The sequence below is a fragment of the Aristophania sp. ESL1100 genome (assembly GCF_058511235.1).
Map to the genome: position 1 here is coordinate 704589 of NZ_CP196394.1, position 20821 is coordinate 725409.

Genomic DNA, 20821 nt, shown 5'->3' on the forward strand with positions numbered 1-20821 from the left:
ATTCGCTTTTAAAGAAGAACGGACAAAAACGTTGATCAGTTTCAGAGAGGCTGATGATTCAGGGCACGACGAAGGAAAAGCTCATCGTCATTTTGAAATAATTTATAACGCAAAAACAAGTCTATAAGGACAAGGTTAACATTAAACTTAAATGAATCGCTGGTTTGGACAGTATTAAAGACCTTCTTTAAAGGCCAAAGCTGAAAAGATTCAACCTCACCATCAGCGGCAATCGGCTGAAACGTTTCTGGCAGATATAAATCAAAGCAATGAAGCAGATCCCGCCTCAGGCCTTCAGGGCGATTCATAGCGTAAGCAATGGTCCCGGCTTTTTGCGCCTTGCTGGATAATTCCGGCGGGATGGAGGCCTCTTCCTGTGCTTCTTTCTGGACTGTGTCTTCAGGTGTCAGGCCGCTGCTCATGCCACCTGCGACGATATGGTCCAATTTGCCGGGATCGAGCCTTTTATGAAGGCTGCGTTTACCAACCCAGAGAAAAGGTTCCTCATTTTTAAGGACAAGACCATTCACATGCACGCCCTGAGCTTCCAGCCCAAATGAGGGAATGAGGGCTCTGTCAACCTGTCCGATCACAAACCCTAAAGCTGTGCGAACGTCAAAAAGTTCGTTAAAGGGGAGGTAATGCCCTTTTTGTTTAAGCGCATTACTGATGACAAGAAAAGCAGCGCCGCTCTTAAGCTGGATAGATCCATTTTCAATGGTGAGCAGAGAGGAAAAGGACGGATCTTTCAGGAGTTCTGAAAAGGTGGGATCACAATATCCTATCAGATCCTTCCCGACATAAAGAGGCCAACGCCCTTCAGGAAGGCGGGCATTATGACATTGTGCTATATGACGGAGGAAAGGCTGGATTTCCTCGGAAGGTTTATAAGGCATGACACTATTTATCTCTGCTCGTAAAGAAAGACAAAAGAACTTCGTATGATCGATGGTCAGACGATGGCGGGACAATCCTCTTTACAGAAATTTTCTGTCAAAGATATGGTAAGGTTACTTTTTGCGACACGCTGGAAGCAGGAGGCCGTGCGCCTCACTCTAGCATTGATTCTGCTTTTTCTCGAGAGTGGAACGTCTGTTGCAACGCCGTGGCTGTTCAGTCGAATGGTGGGAGAGCTTTCCGGTCCGCAGCGTGTATTATCTGCCTTTATTGTGCTGATTGCCCAATATGGCTTTATTTCTTTTTTAAGTGGCATCCTTTCGCCCGTCCGTGACATCCTTGTGGCACCCGTCAGGTTCAGGTTGAAAAGGCGTGTGGCTCTTCTGGGGCTGAAGCAGATTCACAGGCAAGGGGCACGGTTCCATGCCAATCGGCAGACAGGGGCACTGACGCGTGTGCTTGATAGAGGGGCAGATGCCGTCAGTTCCATCCTTGATCTGCTTTTTTCCAATGTATTGCCAAATATTATCAGCCTTGTTTTAACATTTCTGGTCATTTTGCGCGTCTTCAGCCTGTCCTATATCCTTCTGCTGCTGGCGGCGCTGGCTTTATATGCCTTTGTTTCTTTTCTGTTTACAAAATGGCGGATGAAGGCACGCCGTGAGAAAAACAGGCTCAATGGCCAGGCTCATCATCATCTTGTAGATAGTCTTCTTAATGCTGAAATGGTCCGATCCTTCGGTAACCAGGCTTATGAGGCCAGGAGCCATGATGAGATGCTCAGAAAGCTGCAAAAAGCAGAGCTTACGCTTCAGAATCTCATTAATGAGTCCCAGCTTGCCAGAAACAGCCTTATCGCTTTGACGAGCACAGCTCTGCTGGCATGGGCTGGATGGGATATTGAACGTGGCGTTCTGAATGTTGCCCAGTTTGTCCTGATCGGCACGTATCTCAGGACTGTCTATAGCTCTGTTGGGACATTGAATTATGTAGGGGCAGGCTGGCGTAATGCGCGTGTCGACCTCGAAAACTATTTTGAGCTTATGGCTTTGAAGCCGGAAATCGAAAATGTTGCAGAACCTTCCACGTTACCGGTCAGTTTTCAAAAAGAGGGTGGTTTGGCGGTTCGTTGTCGGAATGTAAGTTTTTACTATCAGGCAGACAGACCAATCCTGAAAAATATAAGCTTTGATATCCCGGTAGGCAGGACGCTTGCGGTGGTAGGGCATACAGGATCAGGAAAATCAACATTAGGGCGGCTTCTGGCCCGCTTTTATGACCCGACAGAAGGGGGAATCACCTTTGATGGCGTGGATTGTCGAAAGCTTGCTCTTGATAATCTGTATCAGCTCATAGGCATTGTGCCGCAGGACACCCCACTTTTTAACACCTCAATCGGGGAAAACATTGCTTATGGGCGTATTGGAGCAACCGATGAAGCAATCAGGGATGCCGCCCGGAAAGCCCATATTGCACCGTTTATTGAGGGACTGGCAGATGGTTACAAGACAATTGTGGGGGAAAGGGGCGTTAAATTATCAGGAGGGGAAAAGCAGCGCGTTGCCATAGCACGCGTTATTCTCAAAGACCCGCGTTTTTTGATTCTGGACGAGGCCAGCTCTGCTCTTGATACCAGAACAGAACTGGCAATCCAGCAGGAATTGAGGGCGCTTTCGTCTCACCGGACGACTTTTATTATCGCACATCGTTTATCGACCATACAGGAAGCAGACCAGATTATCGTGCTCGATCATGGGGAGATCAGCGAGCAGGGCACGCATCATGAACTTATGGCAAAAAAAGGGCTCTATAAGGAATTATGGGAGGCACAATCGAGCCAGAAAGGCTGAAAATTCAGTCTTTTTAACAAGTCCGATTTTGTCTTTTAAAACAGTCTTAAGGGTCTTTTAAAATATATCAGAGTGGTTTTGCCTGAAGAATGACCCTGAAAGGACTTGACCTTTTTATGGATATACGCCATAAGCCGCCAGATATTGATTTTAGGAATACGTCGGGTTTTGGCCCTGCGTTTCACAGCATCGAGGAAATTCTATGTCTCGCCGTTGCCATGTCACGGGCAAAGGAGTGCTGACGGGCAACAACGTCAGCCATGCCAACAACAAAACCCGCCGTCGCTTTCTTCCTAACCTTCAGGAAACGACACTTCTTTCAGATATTCTCGGAACGCCAGTGCGTATGCGCGTGACCACAAACGGTCTGCGCACGATCGAGCATAATGGTGGGCTGGATTCTTTCCTTCTCAATACGGCTGATCGTAAGCTTCCTCCTGAAGCGATGGTGATTAAACGCCGCATTCTGAAAGCTCAGGAACGCAAGGCTGCTTCCTGAATTTCAAGAAAGCTCTCAGGTGGCAAAAAGCACACCGGCTTTCCTGATGATCCCTGTCGGGAAAATGAGTTTTAACTGATTAAATAAACAGGGTTCCAAGAAGGTGTTTCAGTCATGAGCTGGGACACCTTTCCCTGCATTTTGGAGATTCCCGTGACCGACGATACCGTCCAGGGCGCGAAGACCGCTCTCTCGAAGATCCGTAACATTGGTATTACAGCGCATATTGATGCGGGTAAAACAACAACGACTGAGCGTATTCTGTACTATACCGGCATGTCACATCGTATCGGTGAAGTGCATGATGGTAACACCACAACAGATTATATGGCTCAGGAACGTGAGCGTGGTATCACCATTACCTCTGCGGCGGTGACGTGTGTATGGAACGACCATCGCATCAACATCATCGACACCCCGGGTCATATTGACTTCAATATCGAAGTGAACCGCTCTCTGCGTGTGCTCGATGGCGCGATCTTTGTGATCGAGGGTGTGGCTGGTGTGCAGCCTCAGTCTGAGACCAACTGGCGTCTGGCAGACCGTTATAATGTTCCTCGTATCATCTTCATCAACAAGCTTGATCGTACAGGGGCTGATTTCTATTACGCGTTCGATACTCTGAAAGAGAAACTCGACATCGTAGCGGTTCCGCTCCAGCTTCCAATCGGTGCTGAAGATAATTTCGTCGGTGTTGTGGACCTCGTCGAAATGCGTGCCATCATCTGGGAAGGTGGTGAGCTGGGTGCGAAGTTCCGTTATGAAGAAATTCCTGCTGAACTTCAGGAACGCGCTGCTGAAGCTCGTCAGAACCTTCTTGATATCGCCTTGTCAGTTGATGAAAAGGCAATGGAAGAGTATTTCGAGAACGGTGAAGTTGATATCGCCACTCTGAAACGCTGCATCAAAAAAGGGACAATTTCCGGCGAATTCCGTCCTGTCCTTTGCGGAACAGCGTTCAAGAACAAAGGTGTTCAGCCTCTGCTTGATGCGGTTATTGACTATCTTCCTGCTCCTGATGAGGTTGAGGGCATTCGTATTGCTCCGCCTGAAGATGAAGATGTTGATGAAAGCTTCCTGCCCATTATCCCTGTTGACCCAGAGGGTAAATTTGCTGGTCTCGCCTTCAAGATCATCTCTGACAAGTACGGCACTCTGACCTTCGTTCGCGTTTATCGTGGTGTCCTTAACTCCGGTGACACTGTGCTGAACACAACGAAAGGCACGAAAGAGCGTGTCGGCCGTATGTTCCAGATGCATGCTGACAAACGTCAGGAAGTGAAGTCTGTCGGCGCTGGTGATATTGCTGCGTTCGTCGGCCTGAAAGACACCGTCACAGGTGACACATTGGCTGATCCGACCGATCCGGTTATTCTGGAGCGTATGCAGTTCCCTGTGCCTGTTATTGATATCTCCGTTGAGCCTAAAACAAAGGACGCGGTTGAGAAAATGACACTGGCTCTCCAGAAACTGACAGCTGAAGATCCTTCCCTGCATCTGCGCACAGATCAGGAAACAGGTCAGACCATTCTGTCCGGTATGGGTGAGCTTCATCTCGACATCATCATTGACCGTCTGCGTCGTGAATATGGTGTTGAAGCTGACGTCGGTGCGCCTCAGGTTGCTTATCGTGAGACGATCACTCAGGAACATACAGAGACCTATACCCACAAGAAACAGTCTGGTGGTTCCGGTCAGTTCGCTGAAGTGACGATCAAATTTGAGCCATCCGGCAAGAAAGACGAGATCATCTTTGAGAACAAGATCGTTGGTGGTGCTGTTCCTAAAGAATATATCCCGGCTGTCGAAAAAGGTATTCGCAATCAGGCATCAACCGGTGTTCTGGCTGGCTTTGAAACGGTTGACTTCAAATTTACCCTCCTTGACGGTAAATACCATGACGTTGACTCATCAGCTCTGGCCTTCGAAATCGCTGCTAAAGCCTGCTTCCGCGAAGGTATGAAAAAAGCTGGTCCGGTTATTCTTGAGCCGATCATGGATGTTGAAATCACCACACCAAACGATCACGTTGGTGACGTTGTGGGCGATCTTAACCGCCGTCGCGGTATCATTCAGAACCAGGAAACAGCTGGTTCAACAGTTCTGATCCGCGCTCAGGTTCCTTTGAAAGAGATGTTTGGTTACATTTCTCATCTGCGTTCTGCAACAAAGGGTCGTGCATCCTTCACCATGCAGTTCCATCATTATGATCCAGTGCCTCGTAACGTGGCAGAAGAGATCATGGCAGCCCGTAGCTGAGGTCTTTCCAGACTTAAAATGTGATTATTCACAGATCCCCGTCAGAAATGGCGGGGATTTTTTTTTGTTTTTCGAAATTAACAGCAATCATGCCATCAATCAGGCGGGATAAGTGCTTTCAACCCGCCCGTTAACGAAAGAAGGTGTCGGCCGTATGTTCCAGATGCATGCTGACAAACGTCAGGAAGTAAAGTCTGTTGGCGCTGGTGATATTGCTGCGTTCATCGGCCTGAAAGCCCCCGTTACAGGTGAGATATAACTGACCCGCCCGATCCGGTTATTCTGAAGCGTATGCAGTTCCATCATTACGATCCAGTGTCTTGTAGTGTTGCAGATGAGATCATGGCTGCGCGAAGCGAATCTAAAATTAAACTGTGATTCATTACAACCTTTCGTCAGGAATGACGGGAGTTTTTGTCTTTTCGATATTATCAAGAAAAGTTTTATTGATTTATCGATGTTATTTTTATAATAAATTCAAAATAACATCGGTATATTTAATATTTTTTTAATAATTTTAATATTAAGAGCCTCTGTTTTTTTACATAGGAGATAATAAGTGGAATCTAAATCTTTTTCCGATCATCCCATACAAAATGCAGTCAATGATATTGTTCAGGGTTTTAATGATTTTATGAACAAAACTGGTCTTAATAATATTACCAGTTATTTGTCTTCGATTCCTAATAGCCTCATTGGGCATACCAATACGACCGATCTCTCAAGTTTATTGTCAGATACAACACCAATTATAGCGCCAGATCATCAGGATCTCAGCAACACACCTACAATGTCTCAATTCCTAAATGCGGCTAATACAGGGTATGTGATTGACGGTGTTCCTGAGGGGATGTCACCCTTCATGGTGGATGGAAAGCAGCTTGCCATTACCGATTCTGCAGATGGAATGGTGGCCAAAGTCTGGCAGACTGATAATCACCAGGTTATCATTTCTTTTGCTGGTACGACCGGTGGCGATAATATCCTTACCAATACCATAGCTGGGGTAACAGGGATTGCTTCAGACTTCCAGGTAGCGTCACAGAATCTTTCACAAGCTGAAAAAGATGCCCTTTCTTTTACGCATTATGTTGTCGATCAAGCGCAGAAACAGGGAATTGATACCAATAATATTTTTGTAACGGGTCATTCTCTTGGCGGGATCGAAGCTTCCTACGTCGCACAACAAACAGGGCTTGCTGGTGTTGCGTTTGAGTCTACAGGCATTTTAAGTGATCCACATGCTGTTGGGGATGGAAGTAACTTTGTAAGTGTTGTGACTTATGGTGATCCTATTGGTGATTATGCATCAGATACAAATCCCAAAAACGCGTTAATTAACACAATGCCAGCTGGGCAGAATGGCGAGTTTAATCATTATGGAAAAATTTTAATGGTTGGCGACCCAGCTGATACTCAGCAATTATATAATGCCTATGATCATATGGCTGACACAAATGTGTTCAAAGATGCAGCCTCTATTGTGAAGGCAGTTGAGAGTTTCCTTGAGTATCATCTGCCGGGCACTCAGGCAGCGGATATGGGAATAAAATTATCTCCGCACTCAGTTACAGCGGATGCGATTACCTTTCAGCATGGATCCGTAACCCCTGTCGGGAATGATCATCTTTCGCAGATCCTGGCTCCTATTACCAATCATGATATGAATGGTGTGTTAGGGAGCTAAAAATTACACTCTTATTTCATGATTTTTTGTTTATACCCAAGTCGTATAAATAAAATTATCATGAATAGAGATGAAAGCCCTTATTGGAAACGACAAGGGCTTTATTTTATGTGTTTTTATAAATATTTTAACGTAAATTCTTTGTTTTCAAGTGATTACAGATAAAATTAAAATAAAATTATAAAATTTTATAAAATATTAAATATTTAACACTATCTTTCCTCCTTTAAAATATTGGAGAAAAGAAATGGAAATGGTAACAAATTCAGGTGTTTTTTCTGATTATTCAATGCAGGATGCTATTAATGATATTGTTCAGGGCTACAATGATATCATGCACTATACAGGATTAAATAACATATCCAGTGCTATTTCTTCTCTCCCAAACAGTATTATAGATCATACCGATACAACGAAATTATCAGTTTTATTGTCAGATAAAACATCGATCGCAGCTCCCATAAATCAGAATTTAAATAACACCCCCACCATGTCTCAGTTCTTAAATGCAGCAAATACAGGTTATGCTGTTTCGGGAACGCCAGAGGGTATGTCAGCTTTTATGGTGGATGGGAAACAGCTTGCTATTACCGATGCCGCAAATGGTATGGTCGCAAAAGTCTGGCAAACTGATCATCACCAGGTCATCATTTCTTTTGCTGGCACAACTGGTGGTGATAATATCTTTACCAATACGGTGCCTGGTGTAACGGGGATGCTGTCAGATATACAGGTGGCTGCAGAAGGTGTTACGCAGTCACAGAAAGATGCTCTTTCTTTTACGCATTATGTTGTAGATCAGGCGCAGAAACAGGGGATTGGTACCAATAATATCTTTGTAACAGGTCATTCCCTGGGAGGAATTGAAGCATCCTACGTAGCGCAGCAAACCGGTCTTGGAGGTGTGGCTTTTGAATCAACAGGGATTCCTGATGATCCCAGTGCAGTAGGACGGGGAAAGAATTTTGTAAGTGTCGTCACTTATGGGGATCCTGTTGGAAATTATGCTTCTGATACGTACCCTGATAATGCTTTGCTTGTATCAATGCCGACCGGTCAAAATGGTCAGTTAAATCATTATGGCAAGGTTGTGATGGTTGGTGACCCAAATGATAATGTAAAATTGGATCAGGAATGTAGTGCATTGGCCGATCATAACTCAGGCCTGATCACAGATTCAAAGGCCCTCGTGAAATTGCTAGGCGATTTTGCAAGCTATCATTTGCCAGGAACGCAGGCCGCAGATATGGGCATAAAGCTATCTCCCCATTCGTTAACAGCGGATGCGATAACGGTCCATCATGGGTCTGTACTGCCTGTTGGGAACGACCATATCGCTCAAATGCTCGCCCCAGTTATGAGCCAGAACGGAGGAGGCGTGTTAGGAAGTTAGCCAAGCTGCTTCAGATTTCCTGAGACGGTAAGAAATGATCCCTACCTGAAATGGTAGGGATTTATTGAGGGGACCTTCCTTTTAATCAGACTTGATTTCAGGTCCTAAATAAGCTCTATTCAGTGTCGGTGATGGATTTCCACCAGGCGTGAATGCCAAACTGCCTTACTTGAATTTTGAGACAAGGCTGATGATTCCTGTTGATCGTTATTGCTTTGAAAGCTGAACGGGAGGGAGTATCGTGTCCAGGAAAATTCAATTCTCAGTTTGTTTTTTAAGAGAAATGAGAATAAAAGATTTTGCCCTATGGTTGGTAGCGCTTCTGTGCCTTTCAGCTTTGGTGGGAAGCTTCTGTGCTTTTTTTCTCTGGTGCCTGGAACAGGTAACGGCTTTACGGTTTTCCTATCCGTTCCTGCTTTATGGGTTGCCTGTAGCAGGAGCCATCATAGGCTTTATCTACGTCAGAATTGGTGGCGCCTCAGAGCGTGGCAATAATCTTCTTCTTGATGAAATTCATGCTCCCGATAAAGGGGTGCCTTTACGTATGGCGCCACTCGTCTTTCTTGGCACGGTAACCAGTCATTTATTTGGTGCCTCTGTCGGCCGGGAAGGGACGGCTCTCCAAATCGGAGGGAGCATTGCCAATGGCTTGGCTCAATTATTCAGATTTACGCCTGAACTGAAACGGCTTTATCTTATCGCGGGTCTGGCGGCAGGTTTTGGGGCTGTTTTTGGAACGCCGATCGCAGGGGCGGTCTTTGCGCTTGAAGTGCTTTCTATTGGAAAGCTGGATTATAGTGCCTTATTTCCTGCGCTTTTAGCGTCTATTCTGGCTGATTGGGTCTGTCAGTCATGGGGCATACACCATACCGTTTATCATGTGATGTTCAGCTCTATGGGCTTACAAACAGGGGGGTATTATGCCGTTAAGCCAGCCTTAATGGCAAAAGTCTGTTTGGCAGCTCTTGCTTTTGGTCTGATCAGCAAGATCTTTGCCGACACGGTTCATTTTCTGACGCCTTTATTGAAAAAATATTGTCCTTCAAGCTGGGGGCGCCCCTTTCTGGGAGGGATTGCGACAATCCTGTTGGTTTGGCTTTCAGGGTCACGGGATTATCTGGGATTGGGGATTACAGCACCGGAAGCCGGAGGGGCCTCTCTATTGAACTTTTTTTCCCTGGTTCATTATGACTGGGCATGGGCGTTCAAATGTCTTTTTACCGTTGTGGCTCTTTCGAGTGGGTTCAAAGGGGGAGAGGTAACACCACTCTTCTTTATCGGGGCTGCCCTTGGGAATGCAATGGCCCCCTTGCTGCATGTCTCTCCAGAATTATTGGCAGCCGTTGGGTTTATCTCCGTATTTGCAGCCGCAGCCAATACGCCTCTGGCCTGTACCTTTATGGGGGTGGAATTATTTGGGAGTGCCGGGCTGATTTATTATGCACTGGGGTGCTGGCTTGCGTACCTCTTTTCAGGCCATCGGGGGATTTATTCCGCCCAGAAACTTGTCACACCCAAAAGCTTTCTTCATAAACGCTCAGAAACGCTTTCTTTAAAGTAAGTTTCTTTTCATAAATGATGTGATTGAAAGTGAAACTCGTGCCTGATGAGCCCGTGTTAAAAAAGATGTACGGTTGGAACCAGTTCAGAAGCGGTATCATCGCCTGTATGCCAACAATTCTGGGTTATTGGTGTATTGGATTTGCCTGTGGGGCTATTGGAATTATCAGCGGGTTCAGCCTCTCTGCCGAAATGGCTTTAACAATGCTGCTCTATGCTGGTGGCGCACAGTTTTTATTTTATTCACTGTGGCTCGCCGGAGCTGAAACAATAGCCATTCTTACAGGCGTTTTTCTGATTAATGTCCGTTACGTATTGATGAGCTCTTATCTTGCCGGTTTTTGTAAAGGGGATCCATTCTGGGAACGTCTGGTCCATGGGACTTTACTGACTGATGAAACGTTCGGGGTTGCCGTCCAGAAAGCCAGAGAAGAAGGAAAACTTAATTTCTGGTGGTTTTTTGGTCTTAATCTTTCAGCTTATCTTAACTGGTGTGTTGCCAATCTCATGGGGTGTTACTTTGCTAAAATTATCCCCGTTCGATTATCTCATGGCTTAATGTTCAGTCTGACAGCCATGTTTATCGGGCTTTTAACGCTCAATTATTTTGGGAGTGCGTATAAGCGGTATGAAATTATGGCCGTTCTTTTGTCTTGCATGGTTTTTTTATTGGGGATTTTTATATTTAATCCCAATATCTCTCTTCTGATGGCGACTTTAAGTGCAACAAGTGTGACGACGTACGTTTTCATAAGAAACAAACAAGGATGTGTTATCCCGTGAATATGCATCTTTTTAGTGTGATTCTGTTATGTAGTCTCGTCAGCTTTCTTTTAAGAGCTGTTCCACTTCTGGCCTTGGCGAACCGTAATTTCCCACCTTTTATCCAGAATTGGCTGAGTTTTATTCCGTCATCAATTATTGCGGCGATTATAACCAGTGAAGTTGTGCAGCATTTTCAGGATAAATCTGAAGCAATTTCAATGAGTGCCGCGACAATTATGTCTTTTATTGCCTGCTATTTCAGCCGGAGTCTGTTTCTGACCGTTATTGTGGGAATGGGCGTTTATTTTGCAGTCTGGTCTTTTTGCTAATGAGATAAGACCCCGCATAGTTTTCAATTCAGATGCGGGGTCCTGTTTTTTAACCGAAGGAATGATTGGCGTGCATAATCGCTACACCAACTTCCCGCAGAAGATCAAAACATTGCTGTAAGGGACGGAAGATATTTTCATGTTCACGGGCAAAGCCCTGAGCAATGGCAGCATCACCTTTTTCACCAAAATCCAGGTCGGCAATACTGGGCTCCGTGACAGGGAAGAGGTCCTCAAGCAGTCTTAAGGCGCGAGGGACATTCAAACAAAGAATAAGCGTCGTGATAGCCTCTCTGGTCAGAGAACCGCGAGGGCCGAAATAGGGGATCTGCGTTGAAAGAAGCCAGATCCTCTCAATCAAGGCGAAGCGGATAGCGTGAAGTATCTTTTCCTCAGTGGCCATGCGGGGCGCATCAGGCCAGGTGGAGAGAAGGTCTATATGTTCGCGCTGGATATTGCGGAACATGGCGGGAACACTTTTCCAGAATTCCAGATCTTCAAGTCCCTGGGCAATCTGAATAAAGCGTGCCCGGTCGTCTTCCTGTTTACTCTGTGCCGCACGGTCCAGCCACGTCCCGGGATCGAGAAAGTGAATGGTTTCGCGCAGAATATCAATGTCTGAATGAGCGAGGGCCTGTGAGGCGAAATCCATCAATTGTTTGAAACGTGGCGATTCTTTTCTTAATTGTTCAAACATTTCCTGATTACGGTTCACAGCCGTGCCGAGGCCATGAAGGATATTGGCCCACCAGCCCAGTTGCTGCAAAATGGCATTATTGGGGATAGCCCTTATCTGACTTGGATGTGTGATACGGCTTACGCGTGCCGTATCGCTCTGGCGTGCTGAAGGACGAGAGCCTGTTTTATCAATGAGAGACAGGCCAAAGGCACTTAAGAGAGCCGTATATCCGGGGTTATTAACCAGATCACCCATTTTGAGGGCAATCGTGGCAAAGAAATCCAGATGGAAATTAGGGTGCTTATAAAGCGGGTCCTGCTCTGCATTGAGAGAAACGGGGTCAAGATGGGCCGCAATCTGTTCGGCCATAATGGTAATGGTTGATGTTGCCAGTGCCTGCGTGCCGAAAAGAGTATAGCCATCGGCCCCCTGGAAAGCCGTTTCAAAACGGCAGGGCAGGTCTGCCTCATGCAAGGCTTTATAGGTGCGCGGAGGGGAAAAATAATCCAGGCGTTTTCTGAAACTGAAAGGATGGGCGCCTCGTCCAATACTTTCCCCATGCGTATCAAACATGGTCAGAGAGACATCTTCAAGCTGATATTCCTTGAGAAGGGCGATCGCTTTCAGGCGCAATCTTTCCACAAGCGTCCCGGCAGCAAGCTGCCCGACGTAACGCCCGGAGTCAGAATAACCAAATTGCAGGGAAAGCCGACCATTGGCTTTCAGGTAATTGCGCCAATGTCTGGAGCGCATGGCTTCACGCAGAATGGTTTCACCATTTTCGAGTGCGCTTTCAGTTTCGAAAAGAGGGGAGATTTCAATCTGCTCATCCCTGATCCCGAAAAGGCGTGCAAGCCACAGAGTGGCAAGCAGAGTGTAGCCACTTTCTGTTTCAGCAATCAGAAAGCGGATTGGTGTGCCGGAATCAATATGTTTAAGGATCTGCGCCATGGTCATCATCAGGCGTGCCGCAGCGCTTGGCTCTATTAACAGACTGCCGAAACTGACTGATAAAGGCTTCAGCTCATCCATGGCCTGATCGATGCGCGAGAGAAGAACGCGGCGGTGAGCGGGAAGCGTCGGATCATCTGTCAGGCCAAGGCGGGTCCGGGCGATGTTATAAATCTGTGCGGCATTAAGGCGGGTATGAATATGAGAAATACCCAGACCATGGGCCATAAAGCCTGTACGTATAACGTCGAGTTCAAGCCGATCAGCCGGTGGAAGAGACAGTCTCGCCTGTGAAAACAGTTCGCCAAGCTCATCAGCTCTCAGAATGGTCTCTTTTTCCAGAGAGAGCATGTCCTGTGAGAATTTTGCTGTCTGGTTCGGATCGGGCTGTTGACCCTGGGAGTTTGCCGGGCAGAGGCTGTGTTGCTTTACAGTGGCTTTGAGAACGGACGTAACTTTCTGACATAAGGGTGTCTCTGTCAGGCCAAGTTTTTCCAGTCCTTCCTGTAAGCGCGTCAGTTGGATCGTCTTAAGCTCAAGGCGCATACGAAAGGTATCGTGCCAGTTGATGTCGTTGCGGCCGTCTGTATCAAAGCCAACCCAGCTTGCCAGTACGATCGGGGCAGGGTTGAAGAGAGCGTCCTCTCCCCATTTTTCAGTAGCGGCACGGAAAATATGTTTATTAAGGCGGTCAAGTGCGTCCCGGCCGCGCTTGATAGCTGTAACGGCGAGATCCTGTTCTTCTTCCAATGTGGGGGGCGTGGACCGGCGATGGGTTTTAAGTCTTTCCGGCTTGTGGTCCTGATCTTCAGCACAGGATGCCAGGAGATCATAGACATGATTGGAGAGAGCAAAAGTCGGGTGGGCTGTAAAAACCCCGGCCATGGAAGGAGTGGAAAGCGCCTGCGGGTTTGCTGCAAGTGCTACAAGGTGCCTGGCGACGCTGGAAAGCTTTTCTTCCTGCTTTGCATCTGTTGCAGAATCCGGCAGCTCAACGTAATCTCTCAGAGCCTGTGCCCGTGTTACAAAATTACGGTCACGGAGGATATGGACCATTTCTTCAAGGAGACTGAAACCTTTTTCCGTTGTTGTTTTTCGCGTGAGAGCGGCCGTCATATCTGATAAAGAGTAATCCTGTTTTTCCAGCTGATTCTGGAGGATATCGATCAGTTCGGCAGCATTTGCTTCCGGCACGGCAACGCGGGCGTTCATAAGGCTTTATCTCAGTCTGAATTGGTGATGAACAAATAAATGGTTCACTATCAGTACTAAAATGCCAAGTATAATACCAGTGGCAAAAATATGACCTTGTGTCATGTGTCGGTAATGAGAGGTGTAAGTATGGCGTCTGAAAACGCCCGTAAAGAGGTTAACAGACGTCCTTATTCATTCTGGGCAACATCATTGCTGATTGGAATGGGCACAATTGCTGTGACAGCGAGTCTGCCCATATGGCGACGGCTCTATGGTTCTTCAGAGATGCTGGATATCATCCAGGCCGGGAGCAGGGCCGGTGTGGTTGGCGGGATCGCAGACTGGTTTGCTGTGACCGCACTGTTCCGACACCCTTTGGGGCTTCCCATCCCTCACACGGCCATTCTCCCTCATAAAAAAGAGCAATTGGGCATTACATTAGGGCGTTTTGTCGCGGACCATTTTTTTTCGGATGACGATGTTGCGGCTGTGCTTCATCGGTTCAATTTTGCCAGAACACTAGCTGAAACACTCGATAAGCCTGAGAATTTCAATTCAGTTTCCCAGCAATTGAGAATCAGTATTCCGGGTCTTCTGGAGAGTTTGAGTGATGGTCGTGGCGCAAGCTTTCTGGCGCGCGTTATTGATGTTTTTGTAAAAAGAGAAGATATAGCCCCACTTTTATTGCGCGTCTGTCAGGCAATGGTGAAGAACGATATTCATCAGGAAGTTTTTTCATTTCTGCTCACCCAGTTCCGCGCCATGGTGATGACCAAAGAGGCCGATCTGCGCCATTTTGTCGAATCAAGGGTCAGAGAGCAGGGGGGGCGCCTGATTGGCTGGGCGATCGGCCCCTCAGTGGCTAACCAGGTCTTGCAGGCTCTCAAGCTTGAACTGGAACGTATCGACCCGATGGATTCTCAATTAAGACAGGGTTTTACCGTCTGGGTTAGAAGTGAGCTCGAAGAAATAGAAAAAGATCCCGTCAGAACAGAACGGGTCGTCCGCAGGCTGCGGCAGTTTTTTACGCATGAAAGCCTGCGTTTATGGGCTGGGAGTCTGTGGGTCAGACTCCGCGAAATGGTTGAAGAAGATAGCAGGAAAGATGACGGATGGAGTGCTCAGTCATTTGAGGCCTTATTGCGCCAGATGATCGTTGCTCTCAAGGAGCAGGACGGCCTGAGCTCTAAACTCAATCAGACCATAGAAGCCGTTATTCTTGGTTTCCTGCCTCGCATACGTAGTGAAATAGCAGATTTAATACCGGCTGTTGTCAATAACTGGGATGGTGCCACTCTTTCAAGAAATCTGGAAAAGGGCGTTGGGCAGGATCTTGCATTCATCCGTATTAACGGAACCGTCGTTGGTTGTGTTATTGGAGCAATTCTGGAATTTCTTTTGAATCTTATTGGGCATATTTAAAGTTTATTAAGATATATAAATATTATTTATGTACCATTCCTAATTATCAAAACTTTATGATAATTGTATAAAATAAATTGATTTTTCAAAGATTATATCTTTGTTTGAGAACGTTACCACTTGACCGTGAAGTTTTTTTAATCCATCAGAGTAATGCGGACTTTTTTTGTCCTGTTTCAGGAGTCCGACGATTAGAGGGTTGCCGTGCTTAGATTATCCAAGCTCGCTGATTATGCGATTTTCATTCTGATTGCGCTGGGGCGCATGGAAAGTCAGACGACAGCTTCAGGTCTGTCTGTTGAAACAGGCATTCCGGAGCCGACCGTTGCGAAACTGCTCAAGACGCTGACTGTCCACAAAATTCTCCAATCCTCTCGGGGAGCAAGAGGTGGCTATAGTCTTCTGGACTCTTTGGCCAAAGTTTCTGTTGCCAAGGTTATTGAGGCTGTTGATGGTCCCGTGATGCTGACCTCATGCTGTGATGGCAATTCCTGCCTGCATGATGAAAAATGTAATCTTTCCGGTCAATGGGATGTCGTGAATAAAGCGCTTCGGGAAGTACTCGAAAAGGTCAGTATTGCTGATATAGGAAACCCGAGCTTTGCATGTCAGAGATTGGCAAATAGTGACCTTGAGGGGCTCAAAACTGTATTATAGGTATCTAAAAGCGGGGAAGCAGGATGGCAGCCACGACTGAAACAAGAAAAACCGTGGAAACCCTGGCTCAGTCAGCATATGAGTGGGGATTTGAGACTGATATTGAAATGGATATCGCTCCCAAAGGTCTGAGCGAGGACACAGTCAGGCTTATTTCCCGTAAAAAAAACGAACCAGAGTGGATGCTCCAATGGCGCCTCAAGGCGTTTGCCTTATGGCAGACAATGGAGGAACCACATTGGGCGAAGTTGCGCTACCCGGCTATTGATTACCAGGACGCCCATTATTTCGCCCAGCCGAAAAAAACACCCGGGCCCAAGAGCCTCGATGAAGTTGATCCCGAGCTTTTACGTACATATGAAAAGCTGGGGATTCCCCTTCATGAGCAGGCTCTTCTTGCAGGCGTTGAGAATGCTGAACTTCCCAGGGCCCCGATCGCTGTTGATGCTGTTTTTGACAGTGTTTCAGTAGCAACGACATTTCGTAAAACGCTTCAGGAAGCCGGTGTTATTTTCTGCCCGATTTCAGAGGCCATTCAGGAATACCCCGATTTGGTACAGCGCTACCTGGGACGAGTGGTGCCGGTAGGGGATAATTTCTTTTCAGCGCTGAACTCAGCAGTTTTTACAGATGGGTCATTTGTCTATATTCCTAAAGGCGTGCGCTGCCCGATGGAACTTTCAACCTATTTTCGTATCAATGCCCGTAATACAGGCCAGTTCGAACGGACCTTGATCATTGCTGAAGAAGGGGCTTACGTCTCCTATCTTGAGGGATGCACAGCGCCACAACGCGATGAAAATCAGCTTCATGCAGCTGTTGTCGAGCTTATTGCCATGGATGATGCCTCGATAAAATATTCGACTGTGCAGAACTGGTACCCTGGCGACGAAAATGGCAAAGGTGGCATTTATAATTTTGTGACCAAGCGCGGCTTATGCCAGGGAGAGCGCTCACGTATTTCATGGACGCAGGTTGAAACAGGATCAGCGATTACCTGGAAATATCCATCCTGTATTCTGGCAGGGAAAGGCGCAGTCGGTGAGTTTTATTCTGTTGCGGTGACAAACAAGCACCAGCAGGCAGACACTGGGACGAAAATGATTCACCTCGCACCGGATACAAAATCAACCATTATTGCCAAAACCATTTCTGCCGGGAAATCAGACAGTACATATCGTGGGCTGGTAAGAATGCAGCCCAAAGCCTCTAATGGGCGCAATTTTACGCAATGCGACAGTCTTTTGATTGGCGATCAATGCGGCGCCCATACCGTCCCTTATATAGAAAGTCGCAATATCAGTGCCCGCATTGAGCACGAAGCGACGACGTCAAAAATTTCGGAAGATCAGCTCTTTTATTGCCGCTCACGGGGCTTGTCAGATGAAGAGGCTGTCGGGTTGATCGTTAATGGATTTTGCCGGGAAGTTCTTAAAGAACTGCCAATGGAATTTGCTGTAGAGGCGCAGAAATTGTTGCAGATCAGCCTTGAAGGAAGTGTAGGATAGTTTTTATGACCAGTTTTCTCGATATTCGTGATCTTAAAGCACAGATCGAAGCAGACGAAGGGACAAAACCTATCCTGAAAGGTTTGACTCTGGCGGTTCCAAAAGGGGAGGTTCACGCCATTATGGGGCCAAATGGCTCCGGTAAATCAACACTTTCCTATATTCTTGCCGGTCGTGAAGAATATGAAGTAACGCATGGTAGCGTTACCTTTAAAGAAAAAGATTTATTGGCACTCGCCCCTGAAGAGCGGGCAGCATTGGGCGTGTTTCTGGCATTTCAGTCTCCAGTTGAATTGCCAGGGGTTAATAATGCGAATTTTCTCCGTACAGCGGCCAATGCTGTCAGAAAAGCGCGAGGGGAAAAAGAGCTTGATGCCGTGACGTTCCTCAAGCTGGTGAAAGAAGAAATGCGCCATCTTTCCATGTCACCTGAAATGTTGAAACGAGCGGTCAATGTCGGGTTCTCGGGGGGAGAGAAAAAGCGCAATGAAGTTTTGCAGATGCGTCTTCTGCAACCTTCTTTCGCTATTTTAGATGAGACCGATAGCGGTCTGGATATTGATGCCCTCCGTATTGTCGCTGAAGGTGTCAACTCTCTGAGAGGCCCTGAATTCTCAGCGCTCGTGATAACCCATCATCAACGTTTGCTTGATTATATCGTGCCGGATCGTATCCATGTTATGGCCGCAGGGCGTATTATTCATAGTGGTGGTCCAGAAATAGCGCATCAGCTTGAAAAAGAAGGATATAAAGCCTTTCTTGAGGCTGCAGCGTGACTAATACCGGATCATCATTACAGGATAATTTCCCTGGGAGAGGCGGCCAGGCGCTTGCCCATTCAGGCTATTCTTTCCCGAGCCGGAAAAATGAGGCGTGGCATTATACGCCGTTGCATCGTCTCGATAAAATGGTCTGGCAGGAAGCAGAATCTTTGGATGAAAGCCAGATGTCTTCCTGGCTTGAGGCCCTGGAGCTCCCGGAACATGCGGGGAAAATTGTTTTTGCCAATGGGAGATTTGTCCCATCACATAGTTTTCTGCCCGAGGGCGTGAAGAAAGGGAGCGGGATTGCTTCGGTCGCGCAAACTGAAACGGCCCCTTTTTCCTGGCAGTTGAACGAAGCTTTGCAGGATAAGGGCCTGGACCTGCATGTCTCGGAAAATTGCCACGCCGGAACCATTATTCTCCTTACCTTCAATGAGGGAGAGGGGTTTTCGACGCATCTACGTCATAAAATCTCTTTAGGAGAAGGTTCTTCCCTGACTCTTTTAGAGATTAATCTGGGACGTGGTTGCTATCTGGCTAATCCTGTTTTTGAGATTACATGTGCTGATTTGGCTCATTTCACCCATGTTAAAGACCAGAGTGAAAGCCGGGACGCCTATCATCTTGCCTATATTTCTGCGTCATTAGGCAAAAAAAGCATTTATGAAAGTTTCACGCTCCAGGTTGGGGCAGCTCTCGCTCGCCATGAAGTCAAAGCGGCACTTCAAGGTGAACAGGCAGTGGCTCATGTTAATGCGATTCAGGTTGTTTCAGGCGAAAGCCATCATGATCTGACGTCGTTGATCCATCATGAAGTGCCCCATTGTCAATCAAGACAAACTGTCAGAACCGTGCTGGAAGATAGGGGAACAGGCGTTTTCCAGGGAAAAGTACTGGTCGATCAGGCGGCACAGAAAACTGATGGTTATCAGATGAATCAGGCTTTGTTGCTTTCCGATTCAGCACAGATGAACAGCAAGCCCGAGCTGGAAATTTATGCCGATGATGTCCGCTGTTCTCATGGGGCAACGGTTGGTGCGCTTGATGAGGAACAACTTTTCTATCTTCGGTCGCGTGGTATTGCTGAGCCGCAGGCTCGCTCACTTTTAATCAGAGCTTTTCTTAATGAAAGTCTCGATCTTCTGGAAAATCAGGTCCTGAGTACCTATTTACTGGGCAGGATGAATTTTCATGATTGACGCCATTCGTAAAGAATTTCCCATACTTGCCGAAAAAGTGCATGGGAAACCCTTTGTTTTTCTCGATAGCGCGGCTTCCGCCCAGAAACCGGATTGTGTTCTGGAGGCGGTAGCCCAGTCTGTGCATCATTGTTACGCAAATATTCACCGTGGCTTATATGCCATGAGTGAAAAGGCGACAGATGCCTATGAAGAAGTGCGTCGTAAAATAGCCCGCTTTATTAATGCGTATGATTCCCGGGAAGTTGTTTATACGTCCAACAGTACAGCGGCCATTAACCTGCTTGCCTATAGCTTTGGGTCACAATTAAAAGCTGGGCAGAAAATACTGGTTTCGGAACTCGAACATCACGCAAATCTCGTGCCTTGGCTTATGTTACGGGATCGTTGCGGCGTGGAGCTGGAAGTTGCTCCGATCAATGAGGCCGGTGATATTGACCTGGACGCTTATGAGGCTCTGCTTGCGAAGGGCGATATTGCTCTGGTGGCCGTGACGCATATGTCCAATGTATTGGGAACGGTAACGCCTGCGAAGAAACTGGCCCAGTTAGCTCATCACTATGGGGCACGAATATTGCTCGATGCGTCCCAGTCCATTGTTCATTATCCTGTCGATGTGCAGGAACTTGAGGTGGATTATATCGCCTTTACGGGCCACAAGCTTTATGGTCCCACGGGGATAGGGGTTCTCTGGGGCCGTTATGAGTATCTTAATGAATTGCCACCTTTTATGGGGGGTGGTGACATGATCAAAACGGTTTCATTCAAAGGAGCGACATATGCTGACGTGCCGCACCGTTTTGAAGCCGGGACTCCGCCTATCCTGGAAGTTATTGGTCTTGGGGCGGCCATTGACTTTGTGAACAGGATTGGCCGTGACGTTATTTTAAAGCATGAAATGCATCTGGTTGAGTTTGCGTCTCAGGCGTTAAAGGATGTAAAAGGGCTGCGCGTTCTCGGTAACCCGCAACAACGAGGCGGCGTCTTTTCCTTTGTTATGGAAGGGGCTCACCCGCATGATCTTGCTGTCTTGCTGGATCAGCAGGGGATCGCTGTTCGTGCGGGGCAGCATTGTGCCGAGCCTTTAATGGATCGCCTGGGCGTGAAGGCGACGACCAGAGCAAGCTTTGCGGTTTATACAACTGAGGATGAAATCAAAGCGCTTATTGTAGGGTTGGAAAAAGCCCGTGCTCTTCTGGCGTGAGGGA

Annotated in this window: 17 protein-coding genes and 1 riboswitch; of the genes, 15 read left to right on the plus strand and 2 right to left on the minus strand. The window is 47.1% G+C overall.

Going from position 1 to position 20821, the window contains the following annotated elements; translation table 11 throughout:
- Positions 1-41: 41 nt before the first annotated feature.
- Positions 42-896 carry an NUDIX hydrolase gene (locus ACSYSY_RS03495; protein ID WP_491707921.1) on the minus strand — a complete coding sequence of 285 codons (855 nt, stop codon included), beginning with the start codon at positions 894-896 and terminating at the stop codon, positions 42-44.
- A 45-nt stretch (positions 897-941) separates the two neighbouring features.
- Here ACSYSY_RS03495 and ACSYSY_RS03500 point away from each other — a divergent pair, with 45 nt between their 5' ends.
- The 9 genes from ACSYSY_RS03500 to ACSYSY_RS03540 all read left to right on the plus strand — a co-directional run bounded on the left by ACSYSY_RS03500 (position 942) and on the right by ACSYSY_RS03540 (position 11239).
- The gene (locus tag ACSYSY_RS03500; protein ID WP_491707922.1) at positions 942-2747 is read left to right on the plus strand and encodes an ATP-binding cassette domain-containing protein; all 1806 of its coding nucleotides are present in this window, start codon (positions 942-944) and stop codon (positions 2745-2747) included.
- A 202-nt stretch (positions 2748-2949) separates the two neighbouring features.
- Positions 2950-3246, plus strand: coding sequence for a 50S ribosomal protein L28 (gene rpmB / locus ACSYSY_RS03505; protein WP_491707923.1), 297 nt, complete (start codon positions 2950-2952; stop codon positions 3244-3246).
- A 153-nt stretch (positions 3247-3399) separates the two neighbouring features.
- Positions 3400-5505 (plus strand): elongation factor G, encoded by a 2106-nt coding sequence (fusA, locus tag ACSYSY_RS03510; protein WP_491707924.1) that lies wholly within the window; start codon positions 3400-3402, stop codon positions 5503-5505.
- A gap of 112 nt (positions 5506-5617) precedes the next feature.
- Positions 5618-5764 (plus strand): hypothetical protein, encoded by a 147-nt coding sequence (locus ACSYSY_RS03515; protein WP_491708271.1) that lies wholly within the window; start codon positions 5618-5620, stop codon positions 5762-5764.
- Between the two features lie 300 nt (positions 5765-6064).
- Entirely contained in the window at positions 6065-7192 is a 1128-nt protein-coding gene (locus tag ACSYSY_RS03520) for a lipase (RefSeq protein ID WP_491707925.1), read from the plus strand.
- Between the two features lie 253 nt (positions 7193-7445).
- Entirely contained in the window at positions 7446-8585 is a 1140-nt protein-coding gene (locus tag ACSYSY_RS03525) for a lipase (RefSeq protein WP_491707926.1), read from the plus strand.
- Between the two features lie 118 nt (positions 8586-8703).
- Positions 8704-8792: riboswitch (Fluoride riboswitch) on the plus strand.
- Between the two features lie 76 nt (positions 8793-8868).
- Positions 8869-10146 carry a voltage-gated chloride channel family protein gene (locus tag ACSYSY_RS03530; protein ID WP_491707927.1) on the plus strand — a complete coding sequence of 426 codons (1278 nt, stop codon included), beginning with the start codon at positions 8869-8871 and terminating at the stop codon, positions 10144-10146.
- A gap of 65 nt (positions 10147-10211) precedes the next feature.
- Positions 10212-10928, plus strand: coding sequence for an AzlC family ABC transporter permease (locus tag ACSYSY_RS03535; RefSeq protein WP_491707928.1), 717 nt, complete (start codon positions 10212-10214; stop codon positions 10926-10928).
- Between the two features lie 2 nt (positions 10929-10930).
- Entirely contained in the window at positions 10931-11239 is a 309-nt protein-coding gene (locus tag ACSYSY_RS03540; protein ID WP_491708208.1) for an AzlD domain-containing protein, read from the plus strand.
- Between the two features lie 49 nt (positions 11240-11288).
- On the opposite strand, the gene ACSYSY_RS03545 is transcribed toward ACSYSY_RS03540, so the two are convergent.
- The gene (locus ACSYSY_RS03545; protein ID WP_491707929.1) at positions 11289-14081 is read right to left on the minus strand and encodes a phosphoenolpyruvate carboxylase; all 2793 of its coding nucleotides are present in this window, start codon (positions 14079-14081) and stop codon (positions 11289-11291) included.
- A gap of 129 nt (positions 14082-14210) precedes the next feature.
- Here ACSYSY_RS03545 and ACSYSY_RS03550 point away from each other — a divergent pair, with 129 nt between their 5' ends.
- The 6 genes from ACSYSY_RS03550 (at position 14211) to ACSYSY_RS03575 (ending at position 20817) form a co-directional block, all read left to right on the plus strand.
- Positions 14211-15485 carry a DUF445 domain-containing protein gene (locus tag ACSYSY_RS03550; RefSeq protein ID WP_491707930.1) on the plus strand — a complete coding sequence of 425 codons (1275 nt, stop codon included), beginning with the start codon at positions 14211-14213 and terminating at the stop codon, positions 15483-15485.
- A gap of 204 nt (positions 15486-15689) precedes the next feature.
- On the plus strand, positions 15690-16142 hold the full coding sequence (locus ACSYSY_RS03555) for an SUF system Fe-S cluster assembly regulator (RefSeq protein ID WP_491707931.1): 453 nt from the start codon (positions 15690-15692) through the stop codon (positions 16140-16142).
- Between the two features lie 23 nt (positions 16143-16165).
- Positions 16166-17650 (plus strand): Fe-S cluster assembly protein SufB, encoded by a 1485-nt coding sequence (sufB, locus tag ACSYSY_RS03560; protein WP_491707932.1) that lies wholly within the window; start codon positions 16166-16168, stop codon positions 17648-17650.
- A gap of 5 nt (positions 17651-17655) precedes the next feature.
- Positions 17656-18426, plus strand: a complete 771-nt coding sequence (gene sufC, locus ACSYSY_RS03565) for a Fe-S cluster assembly ATPase SufC (protein ID WP_491707933.1) — start codon at positions 17656-17658, stop codon at positions 18424-18426.
- Complete coding sequence (sufD, locus tag ACSYSY_RS03570; RefSeq protein WP_491707934.1) at positions 18423-19613, plus strand: Fe-S cluster assembly protein SufD; 1191 nt, start codon at positions 18423-18425, stop codon at positions 19611-19613. The genes sufC and sufD overlap by 4 nt, the downstream gene beginning before the upstream one ends.
- The gene (locus ACSYSY_RS03575; RefSeq protein ID WP_491707935.1) at positions 19606-20817 is read left to right on the plus strand and encodes an aminotransferase class V-fold PLP-dependent enzyme; all 1212 of its coding nucleotides are present in this window, start codon (positions 19606-19608) and stop codon (positions 20815-20817) included. The genes sufD and ACSYSY_RS03575 overlap by 8 nt, the downstream gene beginning before the upstream one ends.
- Positions 20818-20821: the final 4 nt, after the last annotated feature.